The following is an 18,108-nucleotide window of genomic DNA, read 5'->3' as shown; positions in this document are numbered from 1 at the left end:
CGGCGGACGGTGCCCGGCAGCAGGGAAGAGCTAATCGCAGCAAGGAGGCCGGCGGCATGAACGCAGGCAACGAGAACGGGAATGACACCCCGGAGCAGGGCGGCGACGGAAACGGCGTGCAGCCTCAGGACGCGGCGCTGCAGGGAGCGCGGCACCGGAGCGCCAAAGACAAGAAAGCCGGCAGCCCCGCGGTCCCCGGCGGGCTGCTGCCCAACAAGGCCGCCGAGGATGATCCGCGGCGCTGGGGCGACCAGCCCGGCACCTATGACCACGATGCCTGGCTCAAGGAACAGCGGCCGCCGCACTGGGGCTGAGCCGCGCGTCGGCACAGAGGCCGGCGCCCCCCGTTCAGCCTGGCCGCGCCCCCACCAGGACGAAGAACAGCTTGCCCTGCGTGGAGGCCCCGGCAAGCCGTTGGGCCTGCTCCGGGTCCGCCGCCACCACCATCAGCCCGTCCATCTCGCCGGCGCCGAGCCACTGGCCGGCTTTTTCTCCCTGCACAGAGGTCCACAGGACCGGGACCGCGGAGGCAAGCAGCCGGGACGCCGGGGCCTGCCCGGAGCCGTCACCGCTGGTCAGCACGACATTGACCAACTGACCGGGGGAGACCAGTTGGATCGATGCCGGGTCCGCCATTCGAAGTGGCACGGCTGCCGCGCCCGGCGGGCTGCCGGCCAGCAACCCCGGCCCGACGAGCTGGGAGTCGGTGAGGAGCTGGCCCCTGCGCAAGGCCCCGGCGAGTTGTTTGCCCTCGAGGGCGGGTAGTCCCAAGGAACCGCTTGGAAGCACTCCCGGCGGGACCTGAACGGCGGCGAGGTCGGCGGCAGCCAGCACCCGGCCGGCCGGAAGGTCCTTGGCTGCGGCCCATGCCGCGACGGTGGCGTCGGGTACCGGCGTCAATTGCTGCACGGTCATGCCGGCGGCGAGGCAAAGCAGCAGGGCAACGGCCAGCCGGCGGTGCCGGCCCCACCAGGCCCGAAGCCGGCGCCGTGGCGGGCGGCCGGAAAGCGGCGGGCGGAGAAGGCGTCGGCGGTGTGCCATGCCGCCACGCTACGGCCGGCCGGTGGGTCGCCGGCAGCCGTCGGCGGCGCTATGTGGAGAACTAACTGCGCTGCCGCGAGCCGGGCGGGATGTACCCGCCGGTTGCTAGCTGGCGGCGGCGGGGGCCGTTGTGGAGGTCGCCGGTGCTGCGGCGGGGGTGGCCGGCGCGACAGCGCTGCCCTTGGAGTCACGCGAGTCGGTCCGGTAGAAACCGGAACCCTTGAACACGACGCCGACGCTGTTGAACTTCTTGCGCAGGGTCCCCTGGCACTCCGGGCAGGTCGTCAGGGAGCTGTCCGTAAAGGACTGCACGGTCTCGAAGGCGTGGCTGCAGTCCTTGCAGGCGTATGCATACGTGGGCACTGGGATTCCTCCTTTAGGACAAACGAGCAGGTCCCGTGCTGCCGGCTGGATTGTCGCCACCGAGACGGTGGGCGAACATCCGGCGTTAGCAGTCGCAGGGCCTGAGTGCCAATTCTATCACCCGCGAAGGTGCGGCTAAGAAAGGCCCGAAAGCCCAGAAAGCCCGATCAGGCCGCCGGGCGCCAGTGCAAAGTCGACCCTTCGGTCGAACGACTCCGCGGGAATGCTGCCGGCGGGCAGCACCTCGGCGTCGTACACCACGGCCGCGGTCGGCACCGGGCGCTCCCTGGTTCCGGCGCCGCCCGGAGGCAGTGCGGCAAGGGCTGCCAGGAATTTGTCGTAGTAGCCGCCGCCCTGGCCGATCCTGTTGCCCGAACGGTCCAGGGCAGTGGCGGGCAGGAAGATGCCGGCGGCTCCGCGCACCTCAGTTGTGCCGAACCGTTCGCCGGCGGGTTCCTGGATGGGGGCGTAGCGGCTGCGGACAAATTCCGATTCGGGCGTCCAGTACACCCAGCTCAGTACCAGGTCCGGTTCGCAGACCGGCAGCAATACCCGTTGGCCGGCGTCGTGCAGGGCTCCCAGCAGGGGGAGGGTGGGCGGTTCGGAGCCGACGCCGAGGTAGGCGGCGAAAGTCCGCTGCCCGGCGTCGGCCAGCCCGGAGGCCCAGGCCAGCCCATGGCGGGCAATGGCGGCACCGGCGTCGGCCAGTTCCGCCGGCGACAGGGCGGCCCGCCGTAAGCGGTGGCGGGAGCGGATCTCTTCCTTGCTGCTCATGCAGTGGCGTCCTTTCGGCCGGGCGGCGCCGGAGGGCGGGCTGCCGCGGCTGCCATGCGGAGGACAATTACCTGATGTTTTGCCCCCTCAGTTAGATTAGTCCAGTGATTACACCCAACGCCTCCGTCCGTAAGGCCGTCATCCCCGCTGCGGGCCTCGGCACCCGCTTCCTTCCCGCCACCAAGGCGATGCCGAAGGAGATGCTGCCGGTCGTCGACAAGCCGGCCATCCAGTACGTGGTTGAGGAAGCCGTGAACGTGGGCCTCAACGATGTCCTGATGATCACCGGACGCAACAAGCGCGCCCTCGAGGACCACTTCGACCGCGTGCCCACGCTGGAAGCGATGCTGGAGGCCAAGGGAGACACCGCCAAGCTGGAGTCCATCCAGGCCGCCAGCAACCTCGGCGACATCCACTACGTCCGCCAGGGCGACCCGATGGGCCTGGGCCACGCCGTGCTGCGCGCCAAGCAGCACGTCGGTTACGAACCGTTCGCCGTCCTGCTGGGCGATGACCTCATCGACGCGCGCGACGAGCTGCTCAGCACCATGATCGAGGTCCAGGCGAAGACCGGCGGGTCGGTTGTGGCCCTGATCGAGGTCGAGCCCTCGCAGATCAGCGCTTACGGCTGCGCCGACGTCGAAGCCGTCGAGGGCGAGGAATACGTCCGGATCAAGCAGCTCGTGGAGAAGCCCGACGTCGATGAGGCCCCCTCCAACCTGGCCATCATCGGCCGGTACGTCCTTCACCCTGCGGTGTTCGAAGTCCTCGAGCGGACCGAGCCCGGCCGCGGCGGGGAAATCCAGCTCACCGATGCGCTGCAGGAACTTTCCGCCGGCGAGGGCGAAGGTTACGGCGTGTACGGCGTGATCTTCCGCGGCCGCCGCTACGACACCGGCGACAAGCTCAGCTACCTCAAGGCCTGCGTCCAGCTCGCCTGCGACAGCGAAGACCTCGGCCCCGGCCTGCGCGAATGGCTGCCCGGTTTCACTTCCGGCCTGACGAAATAGTCCCGTGGCGGGCGGCTTCACCTGGCCGGTGAACCTGGAGTGCGGCGACCTCGTGCTGCGCCCGATCCGGTACCGGGACCGCAGGGAATGGAGCGAGCTCCGGGCCCGCAACGAGAAATGGCTGGCCCCCTGGGAAGCGTCCAACCCGCTTCCCGGCGGGGGTCTGCCCGACTACCGCCAAATGGTGCGGTCCCTCAAGGCTCAAGCCGCGCAGGCCGCGGCGTTGCCCTTCGTGATTACGGCCTGGACTCCGGGCTTCAGGGAACCGGTGATCGTCGGGCAATTGACGGTCTCATCAATCGTCTGGGGCTCGGCCATGATGGCCACCCTCGGCTACTGGGTCGACCAGGACCGCGCAGGCCAGGGCATCGCTCCGACCGCGGTCGCGATGGCGACGGACCACTGCTTCCGCACCCTGGGGTTGCACCGGATGGAAATCAACATCCGGCCGGAGAACCGCCCGAGCCTGCGCGTGGTGGAAAAACTGGGTTTCCGCGACGAGGGCTACCGGCCGCGTTTCCTGCACATCAACGGGCAATGGGCGGACCACCGCACCTTCGCCCTGACCGCCGAGGAAGTGCCCGAAGGCCTGCTGGCGAGGTGGCTGGAAACCCGCCCCGGCCGGCCGCCGGAAACCCCGGTCTGACCAGCCGTTTCGTCATATCTCCAGTGATTTGGCAGTTGCCTCGCGACACACCGCCGCCAATGCCGCCCGCTCTGCCGTCTTGCTCATACGGTTTTGATTGTGGACTTCCCTCTTAGCAGCTCAGTGATCCTTGTCATTGTTGTTGCGCTCTGGATCGTATGGGTGGCTCCCTACATGCTCCGGAACGGCCACCACCAGCTGCAGCCGGCGGGGGAGTTCCTGAAGGATGCCGTGCAGGTAGAAAAAGCAGACCCCCAAGCCGGCAACGTCATGATGATGGCGGCCCCGCAGGAGAGACCGATGACGAGTACGCAGCGCCCCGAGTCAGCCCCGGGTTCCCTCGACGGCGGCCGGACGCCCGCGGCTCCGGCTTTCCGGATCCGCTACGGACGGCTGGCCCTCGCCCTGGTTGGCCTGCTCCTGCTGCTAACCGGAATTGTCTCCGCGGCACTGCGGCTCTTTGGCCTTGGGTCCGGATGGCTGCCCGCCGCAGCCCTGCTGGGCGCCATTGCCGCCGTCGTGCTGCTCCGCAGGCTTGCGGTGCGGGATCGCCGGCGCAAGCTGGACGCGGCCTTCCGCGCGGCCATGGGTGCCCCGGCTGCCGCGTCAGCTGCGGAACACTCCCCGGTTCAGGCCGGCGCCGCCCGCAACGCGGCCGGGCCCGAGAGGGAGATCCCGCTCTTCGACGCCGAAGCCGGTGCCGCCAAGCCCCAGCCTGCCCGCAAGCCCCTCACGGCTGAGGAGCTGCGGCAGGCCGCCCTGGCCGAGGCAGCGGCCTCCGGTGATGCCTCCGTGCGCCGCGTGGGCGATCCGGCCTCCGCCGAGGGCTCCAGCTGGGAGCCCGTGGAAGTACCCAAGCCCACCTACGTGGAGGCGCCGAAGGCGGAGCGCGCCGCCCCCGAACCGCTGGACCTGCCGGAAGCCCCGAAAGCCGTCGGCAAGCCGTCGCTCAAGCAGGCTGCTGTCCGCCAGCCGGAAGCGGCCGCCGCCGAATCGAAGCCGCTCGGCAAGGGCCAAAGCGCGTTGAGCAACCTCGACGACGTCCTGCAGCGCCGCCGCGCCTGACCCACGTTCTCCGCCCCGGGCGGCCCTTGAAGCGGCCGCCCGGGGCTTTTTCTTGCCCGCGCGCGGTACTCTGACGTGCATGACGAGAATCTGCGTTGCCGGCGGCACCGGACAGGTAGGCCGCGACGTCGTGCGCCAGGCGGTCAGCGGAGGGCACCGGGTGACCGTGCTCAGCCGCAACCCGCCCACCCCGGGGACCGCCTCGCACGTCGACGGCGCCACGTACTTCCGCGCGGACGTCACCACCGGGGAGGGGCTGGCCGCGGCGCTGGCCGGAGCCGACGTCGTCATCGACTGCCTTGAGGGGCGCTCCGGCAAAGCACTGCGGAGCTTCGCCGACGGCGGAGCCCGGCTGCTGGCCGCCGCCCGGGACGCCGGGGTCCCGAAGGCCGTGATGCTCTCGATCGTCAACTGCGACCGCAGCAGCTTCGGTTACTACAAGTCGAAGGCAGCCAAGGAACGGGCCTATCAGCTCTCGGGTCTGGAGACCGTGGTGCTTCGGGCGACGCAGTTCCACTCCCTGCTCGCAAGCCTGTTTGCCGCGGGTTCCAGGCTCCGGCTGGTTCCCGTGGTCAAGGGGGCCCGGTTCCAGCCGATTGCTCCCGCCGAGGTCGCATCCGCGCTGGTTGAGGCCGCGCTGGACGCCCCGTCCGGCGGGCCGCACCGCGTCCGGACGATCGGGGGACCCGAGGTAGTGGGGATGCGCGAGCTGGCCATCATCTGGCAGCGGGCGTCGGGGTCGCGCGGCCGCGTCGTGGAGCTGCCGCTGCCCGGCGGGTTGGGCAAATATCTGCGCGCCGGACTCAACCTGGCACCGGGAGAGCGACACGGCACGCAGACATTCGAGGGCTGGCTGGCAATGCGGGCGGATAGTTTGTAGCCTAGGAACGTTGACAACGCCGTTCCTCCGGGAGCGGCGTTGCTGCGGGGCTATAGCTCAGTTGGTAGAGCGCTTCGTTCGCATCGAAGAGGTCAGGAGTTCGAATCTCCTTAGCTCCACAATTTGCAGGGGTTTTTGAATCCTTGAGGGCAGGGTACCCGGTATCCGCGGGAGCAGGATCTTGCGCGCCGCCATCGCATCGGGTCAGGATGGGTTCGATCCCCGTGCTGCGAAGAAGGAGCTGTGGCCATGACGAAGTATCTGATCTCATTTCCCAGTGCCGCCATGGTGTTCCCTGAGGAAGAGCTGCAGGCCGTTTCGGATGCGGCCCACGCGGTCGTCCAGGAGGCCAAGGACGCCGGTGTGTGGGTGTTCGGCGGCGGCATCGATGAGAGTATCCCGCCCGTGATGGTCGACGGCGACGGTACCGTCCACGAGGGCACCTACCCGCAGACGGCGCAACTCGAAGGCGGCTACTCCGTGCTGGAGCTGCCCTCCTACGAAGCGGCCCTGGAATGGGCCGCGAAAATCGCGGTCTCCTGCCGCTGCGCGCAGGAAGTGCGCGCCTTCCAGTACGATCCCGCCAGCTAGTTCCCGGCTGCGGGTTCCCAACGGAACGGCGGACCCGACTTCTCGGTGAACTTTTCAGAGCGTCGCCGCGCTTCCGGCCGCCGCGCTCTGTACGGTGGGGTCCTGTGTAGCATCAACGCACTGAGCTGGTGCGGGCGTCGCTGCCCCGGGACCTGGAGGAAACTTGACGATTGACCGCCCCACCGCGGCAGCATCGGCGCGCCAGCGCCGCGGCGCCCACCTGGCAGCCCTGGCCGGCGCCGCGCTGGCCGGTGTGCTGGCCGTAGCCGGCTGGGCGGCGCCCTCCGGGGCCGGTCCGGCGTACGCCCCCGAGCGGGTCGTGGTCGCCACCCCGGCCGCGACCGGCTGGCTGCATACCGACGGCGGCACGATCCGCGATTCGAACAACAATCCGTACATCATCAAGGCCACGTCCTGGTTCGGGCTGGAAACCCCGGACTGCGTCCCGCACGGCCTGTGGGGGACGCTGACCATCGACGAGGCCCTCGCCAACATCAAGTCGATGGGCTTCAACACCGTCCGGCTGCCGTACTCGAACGAGTGCCTGGCCGCGACGACCATCAAGGGCAGCGTGAACTACTGGGCGAACCGGGCCTACAACCTCCAGGGCAAAAGGCCGCTGGACGTCATGGACACGGTCATCGCCCGCGCCAAAGCCAACGGCCTCCAGATCATCTTGGACCGGCACCGGCCCTCCTCGGCCGACCAGTCACCGCTCTGGTACACCTCGGCCGTCCCGGAGTCGAAGTGGATCTCCGACTGGAAGATGCTCGCCAACCGGTACAAGGCGGACCCGACTGTCATCGGCGCCGACCTGCACAACGAACCGGCCGGCGCGGCCACCTGGGGAGGCAAGGCCGCAACCGACTGGCAGGCGGCGTCCACCCGCGGGGGCAACGCCGTCCTGGCCTCCAACCCGAACCTGCTGATCATCATCGAGGGGATCGAGAACCAGGCCACCGCCGGCGGCACCTGGTGGGGCGGCGGCCTCGCCGACGTCGGCGCGAAACCGGTCGTCCTGACCACCCCGCACCGGGTGGTGTATTCCCCGCACGACTACCCGGCGTCTCTCTTCGCACAGAAGTGGTTCAGTGATCCCGCCTACCCGGCGAACCTGCCCTCCGTCTGGGACCGGAACTGGGGCTACCTGCAGAAGCAGGGGATCGCTCCGGTCCTGCTCGGCGAATTCGGCACGGCCCTGGCCACCGAGTCGGACAAGGCGTGGATGAAGTCGATCGTCGACTACCTGAAGACAAACCGCATGTCCTTCGGCTACTGGGCCTTCAACCCGAATTCGGGCATCACCGGCGGCCTTGTCCAGTCCGACTGGCGGACCCCGGAGCGGGCCAAACTCGACGCGCTGGCACCGATCCTGAACGCCGCCCCGGCGGGCGGCGTTCCCGTGCCGACCGCCACCCCGACGTCGACCCCGACGGCCAGCCCCTCACCGACGTCCAGCCCGACGCCGACTGCGACGGCGTCGCCGACCGCGTCACCGACGGCCAGCCCCTCACCGACGTCCAGCCCGACGTCCAGCCCGACGTCCGGCGCGGCCATCACGGCGGTGTGGCGGCTTTCCAGCTCCTGGAACGGCGGGTATGTTGCCAACCTCGACATCACCGCGCTGCGGTCAGTGTCAGCCTGGTCCGTCTCGTGGAACGATCCAAACGTCACCTCGATCGCCAACTCGTGGGGCATCAAGTGCGTAGTGGTGCCGAAGGCGTCAATCACCTGCACCGGCTCGGACTGGACCACCAAGCTCGCCGCAGGCCAGAAGGCCACCGTCGGGCTGCAGGTCAACTCCCTCAAAGCCCCGGTGAACCCGGTGTTGACCGTTAAATAAGGCCAGGTAAATAGGGCAGGCCATGCGGCCCCGTTCCGTGCCGGTTAGGACGGCTCCGGGGCTGCCTCGGTGCGGTACACCAGTTCGGTGAGCGGGTCCGCGACGGGGTCGACGGTTCCGTCGAATTCCGCGGCGAAGTCCAGGCCGTCGGCGGTCTCCACCCTGGAAATCCTGGTGAGGGCGCCGAGCTCGGTTCCGTCGGCGAGACTGAACATCGTGCCGAAGTGACGGAAGTTCAAGCCGCCGGCCTGCACTGCGGTCCACCCGCGGGTGGCAGCCCGCTTCTCGGTGTGGTCCAGCGCGGGGGCGCAGACCGGGCAGGCCGTATAGCTGGCCAGGTCTTCCACGTCGGCGCGCGTCAGCAGCGCCGGCATGGGGGGAGCGCTGTCGGTGCCGTTCCAGTCCCGGACCCGTTCCAGGTCATCGAGGTACGGTGCCCATGCCGCTTCACGGTCCATCAGGGCCTGGGTGTCGGAGCACGACGGCAGATGGACTTTTCCGGCGTCCGAGAGGATGAAGCAATCCCGTGAAGAGACCCACTTCTCAACGAGCGCCGTCTCCTTGCGCAGCGTGTCCTCTAGTTGCCGGCGGAGCTCCGCGTCGGAGAGGTACCGCTCGCCGTGAAGGTCGTCTTCGGGTTCATACCGTTCGGGCGCGGCTGCCTGTCCGCGCTCTGCAGCGGAATCCGTTGTCATGATTTCCTCTCTTGTTGCCTCCAATTAGCCTACCGGGGGCGGACCGGATCCCGGGTCGGCCGTGTTTTTTCCCAAGGAATTCCGCAGGAATCCCCATCCCGCCCCCAACCGTAGTTTCGGTTCGGTAACGTGGCGCGCGGCTGGCTGTGTGCGACCGCCGGCCGCCCCCAATGAACGCACTCTGGAAGGAACACCCCTTGGCAGGAATCTTCACCTGGCTCAGCGCCCTCGGCACGGTGGGCAAAGCCACCGTCGTTGCCGCCGTCGTAGTCACCGGCGGCACCGGCGCCGCCATGGCCTCCACCGTGACGGAGCTCAGCTCGGACCCGACCGCCACCGTCTCCGCCGACCCTACCGACACCCCCACCGCCGACCCCACAGCGGAACCGACCGAAACTGCTCCGGCCCCGGAGCCGACCGAGACGGAGACCGCACCGGCCCCGGAACCGACCGAGACGGAGACCGCACCGGCCCCGGAACCGATCGAGACGGAAACCGCACCGGCGCCGGAACCGACCGAGACGGAGACCGCACCGGCCCCGGCACCCACCGATGACGATGAGGCTGACGACGCCGCGGACGACGAGTCCGGCGAACACGGCGAGTCCTCGGAGCGCGGCAACAGCGCCTGGGCGCACGAGAATGCAGCTGCACACCGCGCAGCTGGCCTCGCCAACGCAGCTCAGCACCGCCGCCAGGCCGCAGCCACCCCGGCCGTCCCGTCCTACGGCGCCGGGGCAGCAACCTCGGCCGTCCGCGCCCCGGCACCGGCAGTGGCGCCGAAGGCCGCGCACTCCAAGTCGGGCAAGTCCCACAAGTAACCCCGAAGGTCCTCAGGGGCCCGAAAACCCCGAACGCTCCGAAGACCTCGTACCGCCCCGCGCGGCGCGGGGTCTTCGCTGTTCCGGCGGCCCGCGGCGCCGGCGTCCGGCCGCTTCCGGGTTCGGCTGCCTTGGCGGGTCGGGATAGTCTGGGACCCCCACCCCAAGCATGTACGCCGGCCCGGATATGCGTTCCGGGCGGCCGAAGCCCGGGGCATTCTGTTCTGGGCCGCACCCGGGGCCCGGACCAACCCCCTTTGAGAGGACAGCAGCAATGAGCCTGATCCGGCTGCATGACGTCAGCGTCCGCTTCGACAACACCCAAATCCTCCGTGAGGCGTTTTTCCGGCTTGAACCCGGAGACAGGGTGGGTCTGATCGGCAAGAACGGATCCGGCAAGACCACCATCCTGAAGCTGATCCTGGACCAGGTGGCCCCGGACACCGGTACGGTCAGCGTGGAACTCGGCACCAAGGTGGGGTACTTCTCCCAGTTCTCCGAGCTCAACGGCGAATCGACCATCACCGAGGTCCTCGACGGGCTGTTCGGCGAGATCAAGGCCGTTGAAGCCGAGCTTGCCGGCATCGACGCGGGCATCGCCAACGACCCCGCGGCCGACGAGCTGGACCGGCTGATCGGCCGCCAGGCGGCACTGTTCGAGGACATGGAACGGCTCGACGGCTGGGATTATCCGCGCCGCATCGACACGGTGCTCACCACTCTGGGGTTCGACGACGCGCACCGCCATTGCCCGATCGATGCACTGTCCGGCGGCTGGCGCAACCGTGCCGCGCTGGCCAAAATCCTGCTCGAAGGACCGGACGTCCTGCTGCTCGACGAGCCCACCAACTTCCTGGACATCGCCGGCGTCGAATGGCTGGAAAGCTGGTTCCGCGACTTCAAGGGAGCTGCCGTCATCGTCTCGCACGACCGGAAGTTCCTGGACGCCGTCGTCACCCGCATCATCGAGGTGGAGAACTTCCACCTGCACGAATACCCCGGAAACTTCGGCGAATATGTGGTCCAGAAACAGTTCCGGCTCAAGACGCTCGAACAGCAGTTCGTCCACGAATCGGAACTGCTCGCCTTTGAGGCCGAGGGGATCGCCGACCGCCGCGAGGCCGCCAAGGCCGTCGGCCGCGGGCTGGGCAACCAGCTGGCCAAGATCAAGAAATCCCGCACGCCCCGGCCGGTGGACCAGATCGTCAGCGAAATCTACGGCGGACTGCACGTGAAGGACGTGCTGTGCCGGGTGGAGGGGCTGGCCAAGTCCTACGGCGAAAAACTGCTCTTCGAGGACCTGAGCTTCGAAATCCGAAAGGGCAACCGGATTGCCGTCCTCGGCGCCAACGGCAGCGGGAAGTCCACCCTGCTGAAGGTCCTCACCGGCGAGGAGGACACCGATTCCGGCGTTGTGGCGTGGGCCAAGGGGCCCGGTTTCGTGTCCTACAACCGGATGCTCGAGGACCTCGACGAGGGCGACACCGTCTCCCACGCCGTCAACGCGCTGCCGGACAGCCTCGCCTTTAGCGCCACGAAGAAGTCCGTCAACCGTTTCCTGGCGATGTTCCAGTTCTCCGAGGCGGACCTGAAGCAGAAGATCGGCAACCTCTCGGGCGGCCAAAAGGCGCGGGTGGCGATGGCGCAATGCCTGCTCTCCGGCGCTTCGGTGCTGTTGCTGGACGAACCCACCAACCACCTGGACCTCTCCAGCACCCAGGTGATGGAGCGGGCGCTGCAGCACTTCCCGGGCGCCGTCGTCGTGGTCAGCCACGACCGGTTCTTCACCGAAAAAATCGCCACCCGCCAGCTCATCTTCGGCGCAGCTGGAGCCGGGCCCGGCGAAGTCGCCCAGCGGGCCGCCTAAGCCGGTGCGGCCTGCCCGCTGAGCCGCGGGATAATGGGACTATGGCCGATCAGCGTCGGGAGCAGGACCGTGACCCGTGGGAAGAATTCGACCGGCTCGAACCGGCCGGGCAGGACCGCGTCGGCGGCCTGCCCGGAGGCGAGCCCAACGGCTTCGGCTTCCGCACCGGGGTACGCAGCGCGCGCGTGGCCTTCGGCTTCGCCGTGTACGCCCTGGTCCTGGGCAGCGTGCTGGTCTGCCTCGGAGCCATTTACTTCATTGGCCGCGGGCAATGGCTGTGGCTCGGGCTGATGGCACTGATCGAGACCGCCTTCGTCCTGGCCTTCATCCGGCTCGTAACCCTGGCCCGCAACCGCCGCACCGCGCGTTAGCTGAGCGCGCTAGCTGAGCGAGCTGGAGATACGCCCCACCCAAAGGCGCCGGTTCAGCCCGGCCGCCGGTGCCGGGACGTGACCGCCAGGTAGCCGCCCAGCGCTCCGACGCCGCCCAGCCCGGCGGTGAAGAGCGCCCTGGGCCAGCTGCGCCAGCGGTCCGGCTGGACGGAGACAAGCTCCCCGACGGCGCCGATCAGGGCCGCCGTGATCAGGCCCGCCACTATCCGGTTACCGGTCCGCTCGGCCCTGTCCATCAGCCGGTCCAGTTCGTCGGCGCGGAAGTGGATGTCCAGCCCGCCGCGTTCCAGCACATCGAGCAGACGGCGCGCCATCTCGGGAGCCTCGGTGCCGAAGCGCAGCGCCTCCCAGCCGAGCTTCTTCAGCCGCCCCGCCAGCGCCTCGGGGGACAGCGAACCGAGAATGATCTTCCGGGTGAACGGAGCCAGCTGGGCGGTCAGCTCGAAGGCGGGGTCCAGCTGCTTGCCGAGCCCGTCCGCCATGACCAGCATCTTCACCATCAGCGCGGTCTCCCGCGGCAACCGCAAGCGGTGCACGCGCAACAGTCCGGCCAGTTCTGCCAGCACCGGGACGATCGGGACCTGCGCCAGCGGCCTGCCCGCGTAGCGCTCCACCAGGCGGCCCAGGGCCGCCTGCAGCCCGCTGTAGTCGGCGGCCTCCGTTGCGCCGCAGAGCGCCACCATGGCCGTAGTCAGCCGCCCGGCGTCCTGTTCGACGACGGCCAGCAGCACCCGGACGAGGTTCCAGCGTGCCGTGTCGCTGATCTGGCCCACCATACCGAAGTCGATGATGCCCAGGCGTCCGTCGGGCTCCACGAAGAAGTTCCCCGGGTGGGGGTCGGCGTGGAAGAAACCGTCCTCGAAAACCATCTTGAGCAGGATGTTGCAGGCCCGGACGGCCAGCTCGCCGGAGTCGATTCCCGCGGCACGCAGCCCGGCGGCGTCGTTGATCTTGATGCCGCGGACGCGCTCCAGCGTCAGGACCCGGGACGTCGTGGTGTCCCAGAAGACCCGGGGGATGTGGACCCGGCCGTCGCCGGCGAAGTTGGCCGCGAACTGCTCGGCGTTCCGGGCCTCCTGCAGGTAGTCCAGTTCGGCCCGCATGGTCTGGGAAAACTCGTCCACCAGGGCGGCCACATGGAAGCCGGCCACGGTGGCCGAGGCCTGTTCGGCGCGTTTGGCGAGCTCGGCCATGACCTCCAGGTCCTCGTTCACCTGCTCTACGACGCCGGGCCGCCGCACTTTGACGACGACGTCGGCCAGCCCGCCGCCGGCTGCCGGCAGGGCCGCCTCGTGAACCTGGCCGATGGAGCCGGTGGCCAGCGGAACGTCCTGCAGGGATGCCAGCAGCGGGCCCGCACGCGGACCGAGCTCTTCGTCAATGACGACACGGATTTGCTCGGCGTCAACCGGCGGGGAGTCGTCCTGGAGCTTGGCGAGCTCGGCGGCGTACTCCGCGGGAAGCACATCCGGGCGGGTGGAGACGATCTGGCCGAACTTGATGTAGACCGCCCCGAGGTCCTCCAGGGCGAGCCGGACCTGTGCCGGCAGCGGCACCCGGGAGGCCCCGCGGAGCTGTGCTGCCGGCCGGCCGGGCAGGTGCAGTCGGTCCAGGCCCAGATAGCCCGCTGCGAAGCCCAGCCCATGCCTGCCCAGGGTCTCCACGATGTGCCGGAACCGGTCCCGCCGCGCGCTCATGCCGCCAGACTACACGGGGCCCGGCGCCTAGCTCCCGGACGAGTGTTCCGCGGCCAGCGCTTCGTCGGACTCGACCCGCTCCAGCAGCGCGAGCCGGTCCGCGGCCCGGGCCAGCCGCGCCGGCAGCCCGGGGACCGCCGCCGCAGCCGGCCAGTCCAGCGGGCCGGGGCCGACGAGGAAGAGCGTGACGTCGGCGTCGTAGAGCACGTCCACCACCTCGCAGAACCGCTGCCAGGCTGCCTCCGCCGCGGCGTGCACAACCCCGGAAGCAGCGGAAGCACCACCACCGGCAGCGGGGGAGGGAACGCCGTCGACCACCCAGGTGCTGTACCGGGCTGCGAGGGCGCGGTAGCCCGGGACCTGCGCGCCGCCGCACAATTGCGCAAAGCTGGTCCACAGCAGTTCCGGCTTCGCGCTCCTGGCCGCCAGCGGCCCGGCGGGCGTGGTCAGGATCCGCTGCTGCGCGGGCGGCGGCGGGAAGAGGGCAAAGACGCCGAGCTGGCGTGCGGTGCCGGGTGTGATGATGCGGCCCCGCCGGAACGCGGCCTTGTCCGGTTCAGCGCCCATGCCCGTCGGCCCGGCCGGCATGCCGGCTAGAGCCAGCCCTTCCGCTTGAAAATGCAGTACATAATCGCAGCGGTGCCGGCCATCATGCCGATTGCCATCGGGTAGCCGAAGGTCCAGTGCAGTTCCGGCATCCGCTCGAAGTTCATGCCGTATACGCCGGCTACAAACGACGGTGCGAAGAAGATGGCCGCCCAGGACGAGATCTTCTTCACCTGTTCGTTCTGCTCGGCGCTGGCCTCGTTCTGGCGGTTGGCGGTAAGGGTGCCGTCCAGGGTGAGCGCGTTCTGCAACAGGTCGCGGAAGGAATCGGCCCGGGAGATTAGCCGCTCCACATGGTCCTCGACGTCGCGAAGGCTGTGCTGGAGTTCCGTGTCCACCTCGTACTTCTCGAAACCCCGCCGGAGCTGCTGCATCATGGCCGGCAGCGGGTGGATGGCGCGCTGGAAATGGATGACCTCGCGGGCGAGTTCATAGATGCGCCGGGAAACCATCGGGTCGCCGCTGAAGAGCTGGTCCTCGATCTCGTCGATGTCATTTTCCAGCCCGGCCACCACGGGGACGTAGTCGTCCACCACCTGGTCCATCAGCGCGTAGAGGACAGCCTCGGGACCGTGGCAGAGCAGGTCCGGGCGGCCCTCCAGCCGGCGCCGGACCTGGCCGACGACGGCCGTCTCCGCGTGCCGGACCGTCACCACGAAGTTCCGGCCCGTGAAGACGTGCAGTTCGCCGAACTCCACGGTCTCCGTCTCGTCCAGGTACCGCGCCGGCCGGAGCACGGTAAAGAGGTTGTCGTCGTAGCGTTCCAGCTTGGGGCGCTGGTGTGCGGAGATCGCATCCTCCACTGCCAGGCCGTGCAGGCCGAACTCCGTTGCGACGGCGGCCATTTCCTGCTCCGTCGGCCGGTACAGGCCGATCCAGGCCATGCCGCCGTGCTTGGTCATGGTCTCGAAGGTCTGTTCCAGGCTGCGCGGCTCGGCGCGGCGGACGCCGTCAACGTAGACGGCGTTGTCGATGATAGTCACGGGGCCATTATCCCGTCTTTAGCCGGGGCCGGCGGACCCGGCCGGCGCGTCCCGGACCGGCCGGGGGCAAGCGCGCTGCCCTGCGCCAGCCGGCTGATGAGCGGTTCGGTGCGGTAGGGGATGTGGGTGTGCAGGGCGAGGACTGTTTCGGTCCGGATCACGCCCTTGATCCTCAGGATGGACCGCAGCGCCGCCTGGAGGTTGTGCGTGTCGGTCGCCACCACCCGGCACCAGACATCGCCGCGGCCGGAGATCTCGTGCACCTCGAGGACCTGGGGGATCAGGCGCAGGGCGCCCACTACGCCATCGAGTTCCCGGTGGTTCACCTCGATCGTGACGAACGCGACGACGTCGTACCCCACCGACTCCAGGTCGATTTCGCGGCCGCCGTCGTGCAGCAGCCCGGAGCGCAACATCCGGCGCACCCGGGACTGCGCCGTATTCCGGGCGATCCCCAAAACGTCACTGAGTTCGCCGATTTGGATCCGCGGATCCTTGATGAGTTCGAGCAAAATCTTCAGGTCGGTGGGGTCCAGACTGTTCAAATCATCACTCCGGTTCATGCTTGCGGGCCGCCATTGATGGTTTTGATCAATTCTGGCACGGAACTTAGTCCGAAAGCGCACACATGACGCATCCTGTAGTTACCAATCTCCACCGGGCCGGCGCCTCCCCACAGGGAACGCAGCCGGCCCGCAACAACGCAGCAGGGGCACCGCTATGACCGTCTTCAGCGAACTTCGGATGCGCCCGGCCACGGCAGAACGCTGGGGCTGGGACGCGTCCGTCACCGCACGCCTGGTGATGGCCGGCGTCGTGATTTTCACGCTGCTGGTCGGCGCCAACCTGGCCACCCCGCTCTATCCGCTGCTGCAGGCCAAACTGGGCATCACGGCCCTGGACGTCACGGTGGCCTTCTCCGCCTACGTCCTGGCACTGGTAGCCACCCTGGTCCTTGCCGGGCACTGGTCGGACCACATCGGGCGGCGGGCCGCCCTCGTCCTGGCCGTGCTGGTGGGCCTCGCCGGCGGCTTTGTGTTCGCCAATGCCGACAACCTGCTGGCGCTGTCGGCCGGCCGGGCGCTGCAGGGAGCGGCGGTGGCGCTGGCCACCGGCGCGAGTTCGGCGGCCCTGCGCGAGCTGCTGCCCAGCCGGCCCGAATGGGCCTCGCGGTTTACCCTGCTGGCATCGGCCGGCGGGGTGGCGGCCGGCCCGGCGATCGGCGGGGTACTTTCCGTGCTTCCCGGCCCCACCTCCACGCCCTACTACCTGCACTCCGTCGTCCTGCTGGCCCTGTTGGTGCCGCTCTACCTGCTCAAGGCCCGGCCCGCCATTACCTCGGTCGCGGGTCCGCAGCCGCTCAAGGTCCTTGCGCCGCGCCGCCCGTCCGTGTCGAGCGAGGCGCGCGGTGCATTCTGGCTGGCCTCGGCCGTGGGATTCCTGAGCTTTGCCGTCTTTGGCTTCTGCCTCTCCCTGGCCCCCGGCTACTTCGCCCAGATCGTCCACGCCGACTCGCGGCCGCTGATCGGCGTGCTGGCCGGGCTGACCCTGGCAGCCTCGGCGCTGAGCCAGCTGCTGGCCGTGCGCGGCCGCTTTGTGGTGCCGGCGGGGCTGGCCCTGCTGTCCGTCTCCGTTCTGCTGATCGCGGCGGCCGCAGCGTGGAGCAGCCCGTGGCTGCTGATCGCTGCCAGCATCACCGCCGGCCTGGGCCAGGGCGTCTCCTTCCGGACCGTCTTCAATGATGTGGCCGGCAAGGTTGAAGCGGCGCGCCACGCCCAGATCATCAGCACCGTCTACGTCATCACGTACCTGGGCAGCGCCTTCCCGGTGATCGGCCTGGGGCTGGCGGCCGGCGTTGTGGGCCTGCAGGCGGCCGTGGCGTGGTTCGTCGCGCTCTGCGCCGTGTTCGCCCTCGGCCTGGCGGCCGCCACCCTGCGCAATGCCCTCCGGCACCGGGTCTGAGCCCGCTGCCTGAGGGCGCCCGGCGCCGTCCGCGGCTAGCTGTACTGAGCGAAGCCCAACCGCCGGGGCGAAGAATGGGCATGTCCCACCGGACCGGCACGAGGAATGGGCATGTTCGTCGGTCGGCTGGGGACATGTCCGGTGCAGGGCGCGAGCAATGGACATAGTGCCGGTATGCCCACCCGCCGGCACGAAGAATGGGCATGTCCCACCGGACCGGCATCGGAACCACTCCCATCACCAGGTGCAACCAACGTCATGCCCGCACGAAACCGCTAGTCCGGCAGCGGCCCGTGATTGCCCTGGATGTGGTCGAACACGAGGGTGGTCTCGGTGTGGCCCACCACAGGATCGGTCGCCAGGTTGTCCAGCACCCAGTCGCGCAGGTCCTCGGTGGTGGCGACGGCGATATGCAGCAGGTAATCCACCGACCCCGAGGTGTGGAACGTGGACAGCACGGCGGGCAGCTTGGGGACGCGGGCCGTGAAGCGGTCGATCTGTTCGCGGTCGTGGGCCCGCAGCCGGACGGCGATCAGCGCCTGCACGGAGCGGCCCACCGCGGCGAGGCTGAGCTTGGCCTCGAAACCCTGGATGATCCCGCGCTCGGACAGCGCCCTGGTGCGCATCAGGGCCGTGGAGGGGGCGATCCCCACCAGCTCGGCCAGCTGTTTATTAGAGATCCGGGCGTCCGCCACCAGCGCCGCGAGCAGGCGCTCGTCTATGGCGTCCAGGGGTTCGCCGGCACCCGCTCCCGGCCGAACATTCTTCGTGCTGCTGCTCACGGATCCTCCTTGAAGTGTTGTGCATTCATCATAAACGCCAGTATCTGACAGTTCCATTCAGCTGCCCTATAAAACTCCGAATTATTGCCA

At 69.0% G+C, this 18,108-nt stretch carries 20 protein-coding genes and 1 tRNA gene; 12 read left to right on the top strand and 9 right to left on the bottom strand.

Annotation, left to right across the window (positions count from 1 at the left end; all coding sequences use genetic code 11):
• Nucleotides 1–56 precede the first annotated feature (56 nt).
• Nucleotides 57–314 carry a hypothetical protein gene (locus AC1MBE_RS05110; protein ID WP_479781274.1) on the top strand — a complete coding sequence of 86 codons (258 nt, stop codon included), beginning with the start codon at nucleotides 57–59 and terminating at the stop codon, nucleotides 312–314.
• A gap of 34 nt (nucleotides 315–348) precedes the next feature.
• Here AC1MBE_RS05110 and AC1MBE_RS05105 read toward each other — a convergent pair whose 3' ends face one another.
• The 3 genes from AC1MBE_RS05105 to AC1MBE_RS05095 all read right to left on the bottom strand — a co-directional run bounded on the left by AC1MBE_RS05105 (nucleotide 349) and on the right by AC1MBE_RS05095 (nucleotide 2,178).
• A complete protein-coding gene (locus AC1MBE_RS05105) occupies nucleotides 349–1,041 on the bottom strand; it encodes an RcpC/CpaB family pilus assembly protein (RefSeq protein WP_479781272.1) in 693 nt (230 codons plus the stop codon).
• Between the two features lie 105 nt (nucleotides 1,042–1,146).
• A complete protein-coding gene (locus AC1MBE_RS05100) occupies nucleotides 1,147–1,404 on the bottom strand; it encodes an FmdB family zinc ribbon protein (RefSeq protein WP_479781270.1) in 258 nt (85 codons plus the stop codon).
• 135 nt (nucleotides 1,405–1,539) lie between these two features.
• Complete coding sequence (locus AC1MBE_RS05095; protein WP_479781268.1) at nucleotides 1,540–2,178, bottom strand: 5-formyltetrahydrofolate cyclo-ligase; 639 nt, start codon at nucleotides 2,176–2,178, stop codon at nucleotides 1,540–1,542.
• 104 nt (nucleotides 2,179–2,282) lie between these two features.
• Between AC1MBE_RS05095 and galU the strand changes: the two genes are divergently transcribed.
• The 7 genes from galU (at nucleotide 2,283) to AC1MBE_RS05060 (ending at nucleotide 8,213) form a co-directional block, all read left to right on the top strand.
• Nucleotides 2,283–3,188 (top strand): UTP--glucose-1-phosphate uridylyltransferase GalU, encoded by a 906-nt coding sequence (galU, locus tag AC1MBE_RS05090; protein WP_479781266.1) that lies wholly within the window; start codon nucleotides 2,283–2,285, stop codon nucleotides 3,186–3,188.
• Nucleotides 3,189–3,192: 4 nt separating this feature from the next.
• Complete coding sequence (locus AC1MBE_RS05085) at nucleotides 3,193–3,834, top strand: GNAT family N-acetyltransferase (protein ID WP_479781265.1); 642 nt, start codon at nucleotides 3,193–3,195, stop codon at nucleotides 3,832–3,834.
• A gap of 99 nt (nucleotides 3,835–3,933) precedes the next feature.
• Nucleotides 3,934–4,899 carry a hypothetical protein gene (locus AC1MBE_RS05080; protein WP_479781263.1) on the top strand — a complete coding sequence of 322 codons (966 nt, stop codon included), beginning with the start codon at nucleotides 3,934–3,936 and terminating at the stop codon, nucleotides 4,897–4,899.
• A 79-nt stretch (nucleotides 4,900–4,978) separates the two neighbouring features.
• A complete protein-coding gene (locus tag AC1MBE_RS05075; RefSeq protein WP_479781261.1) occupies nucleotides 4,979–5,779 on the top strand; it encodes an SDR family oxidoreductase in 801 nt (266 codons plus the stop codon).
• A 46-nt stretch (nucleotides 5,780–5,825) separates the two neighbouring features.
• A tRNA-Ala gene (locus AC1MBE_RS05070) sits at nucleotides 5,826–5,898 on the top strand.
• 130 nt (nucleotides 5,899–6,028) lie between these two features.
• Complete coding sequence (locus tag AC1MBE_RS05065) at nucleotides 6,029–6,370, top strand: YciI family protein (RefSeq protein WP_479781259.1); 342 nt, start codon at nucleotides 6,029–6,031, stop codon at nucleotides 6,368–6,370.
• A 163-nt stretch (nucleotides 6,371–6,533) separates the two neighbouring features.
• A complete protein-coding gene (locus AC1MBE_RS05060; protein WP_479781257.1) occupies nucleotides 6,534–8,213 on the top strand; it encodes a cellulase family glycosylhydrolase in 1,680 nt (559 codons plus the stop codon).
• A gap of 44 nt (nucleotides 8,214–8,257) precedes the next feature.
• On the opposite strand, the gene AC1MBE_RS05055 is transcribed toward AC1MBE_RS05060, so the two are convergent.
• Nucleotides 8,258–8,908, bottom strand: coding sequence for a hypothetical protein (locus AC1MBE_RS05055; protein WP_479781255.1), 651 nt, complete (start codon nucleotides 8,906–8,908; stop codon nucleotides 8,258–8,260).
• A gap of 197 nt (nucleotides 8,909–9,105) precedes the next feature.
• On the opposite strand from AC1MBE_RS05055, the gene AC1MBE_RS05050 reads away from it, so the two are divergent.
• The 3 genes from AC1MBE_RS05050 (at nucleotide 9,106) to AC1MBE_RS05040 (ending at nucleotide 11,967) form a co-directional block, all read left to right on the top strand.
• On the top strand, nucleotides 9,106–9,729 hold the full coding sequence (locus tag AC1MBE_RS05050; protein WP_479781253.1) for a hypothetical protein: 624 nt from the start codon (nucleotides 9,106–9,108) through the stop codon (nucleotides 9,727–9,729).
• A 274-nt stretch (nucleotides 9,730–10,003) separates the two neighbouring features.
• Nucleotides 10,004–11,596, top strand: a complete 1,593-nt coding sequence (locus tag AC1MBE_RS05045; protein ID WP_479781251.1) for an ABC-F family ATP-binding cassette domain-containing protein — start codon at nucleotides 10,004–10,006, stop codon at nucleotides 11,594–11,596.
• 41 nt (nucleotides 11,597–11,637) lie between these two features.
• Nucleotides 11,638–11,967 carry a hypothetical protein gene (locus AC1MBE_RS05040; protein ID WP_479781250.1) on the top strand — a complete coding sequence of 110 codons (330 nt, stop codon included), beginning with the start codon at nucleotides 11,638–11,640 and terminating at the stop codon, nucleotides 11,965–11,967.
• 53 nt (nucleotides 11,968–12,020) lie between these two features.
• Here AC1MBE_RS05040 and AC1MBE_RS05035 read toward each other — a convergent pair whose 3' ends face one another.
• From AC1MBE_RS05035 to AC1MBE_RS05020, 4 genes are read right to left on the bottom strand one after another with little or no spacing between them, the layout of a single operon-like run.
• On the bottom strand, nucleotides 12,021–13,685 hold the full coding sequence (locus AC1MBE_RS05035; RefSeq protein WP_479781248.1) for an ABC1 kinase family protein: 1,665 nt from the start codon (nucleotides 13,683–13,685) through the stop codon (nucleotides 12,021–12,023).
• 27 nt (nucleotides 13,686–13,712) lie between these two features.
• Nucleotides 13,713–14,252 (bottom strand): AFG1/ZapE family ATPase, encoded by a 540-nt coding sequence (gene zapE / locus AC1MBE_RS05030; protein WP_479781246.1) that lies wholly within the window; start codon nucleotides 14,250–14,252, stop codon nucleotides 13,713–13,715.
• A 26-nt stretch (nucleotides 14,253–14,278) separates the two neighbouring features.
• Nucleotides 14,279–15,274 (bottom strand): magnesium/cobalt transporter CorA, encoded by a 996-nt coding sequence (corA, locus tag AC1MBE_RS05025; RefSeq protein WP_479781244.1) that lies wholly within the window; start codon nucleotides 15,272–15,274, stop codon nucleotides 14,279–14,281.
• Nucleotides 15,271–15,837 carry an Lrp/AsnC family transcriptional regulator gene (locus AC1MBE_RS05020; protein ID WP_479781242.1) on the bottom strand — a complete coding sequence of 189 codons (567 nt, stop codon included), beginning with the start codon at nucleotides 15,835–15,837 and terminating at the stop codon, nucleotides 15,271–15,273. The genes corA and AC1MBE_RS05020 overlap by 4 nt, the downstream gene beginning before the upstream one ends.
• 157 nt (nucleotides 15,838–15,994) lie before the next feature.
• On the opposite strand from AC1MBE_RS05020, the gene AC1MBE_RS05015 reads away from it, so the two are divergent.
• Nucleotides 15,995–17,236 (top strand): MFS transporter, encoded by a 1,242-nt coding sequence (locus AC1MBE_RS05015; RefSeq protein ID WP_479781241.1) that lies wholly within the window; start codon nucleotides 15,995–15,997, stop codon nucleotides 17,234–17,236.
• A gap of 275 nt (nucleotides 17,237–17,511) precedes the next feature.
• On the opposite strand, the gene AC1MBE_RS05010 is transcribed toward AC1MBE_RS05015, so the two are convergent.
• The gene (locus AC1MBE_RS05010) at nucleotides 17,512–18,018 is read right to left on the bottom strand and encodes an Lrp/AsnC family transcriptional regulator (RefSeq protein ID WP_479781239.1); all 507 of its coding nucleotides are present in this window, start codon (nucleotides 18,016–18,018) and stop codon (nucleotides 17,512–17,514) included.
• Nucleotides 18,019–18,108: the final 90 nt, after the last annotated feature.

It is taken from the genome of Arthrobacter sp. BG5 (assembly GCF_056680155.1).
Note: the sequence above shows the minus strand (reverse complement) of the source record. Positions and strands in the feature narration are given on the sequence as shown.

Excerpts from the sequence above, each read along its gene's own strand:
- AC1MBE_RS05110 (WP_479781274.1), top strand. The coding sequence starts at position 57 with ATGAACGCAGGCAACGAGAACGGGAATGACACCCCGGAGCAGGGCGGC.
- AC1MBE_RS05105 (WP_479781272.1), bottom strand. The coding sequence starts at position 1,041 with ATGGCACACCGCCGACGCCTTCTCCGCCCGCCGCTTTCCGGCCGCCCG.
- AC1MBE_RS05095 (WP_479781268.1), bottom strand. The coding sequence starts at position 2,178 with ATGAGCAGCAAGGAAGAGATCCGCTCCCGCCACCGCTTACGGCGGGCC.
- AC1MBE_RS05075 (WP_479781261.1), top strand. The coding sequence starts at position 4,979 with ATGACGAGAATCTGCGTTGCCGGCGGCACCGGACAGGTAGGCCGCGAC.
- AC1MBE_RS05065 (WP_479781259.1), top strand. The coding sequence starts at position 6,029 with ATGACGAAGTATCTGATCTCATTTCCCAGTGCCGCCATGGTGTTCCCT.
- AC1MBE_RS05055 (WP_479781255.1), bottom strand. The coding sequence starts at position 8,908 with ATGACAACGGATTCCGCTGCAGAGCGCGGACAGGCAGCCGCGCCCGAA.
- AC1MBE_RS05045 (WP_479781251.1), top strand. The coding sequence starts at position 10,004 with ATGAGCCTGATCCGGCTGCATGACGTCAGCGTCCGCTTCGACAACACC.
- AC1MBE_RS05040 (WP_479781250.1), top strand. The coding sequence starts at position 11,638 with ATGGCCGATCAGCGTCGGGAGCAGGACCGTGACCCGTGGGAAGAATTC.
- AC1MBE_RS05035 (WP_479781248.1), bottom strand. The coding sequence starts at position 13,685 with ATGAGCGCGCGGCGGGACCGGTTCCGGCACATCGTGGAGACCCTGGGC.
- zapE (WP_479781246.1), bottom strand. The coding sequence starts at position 14,252 with ATGGGCGCTGAACCGGACAAGGCCGCGTTCCGGCGGGGCCGCATCATC.
- AC1MBE_RS05020 (WP_479781242.1), bottom strand. The coding sequence starts at position 15,837 with ATGAACCGGAGTGATGATTTGAACAGTCTGGACCCCACCGACCTGAAG.
- AC1MBE_RS05015 (WP_479781241.1), top strand. The coding sequence starts at position 15,995 with ATGACCGTCTTCAGCGAACTTCGGATGCGCCCGGCCACGGCAGAACGC.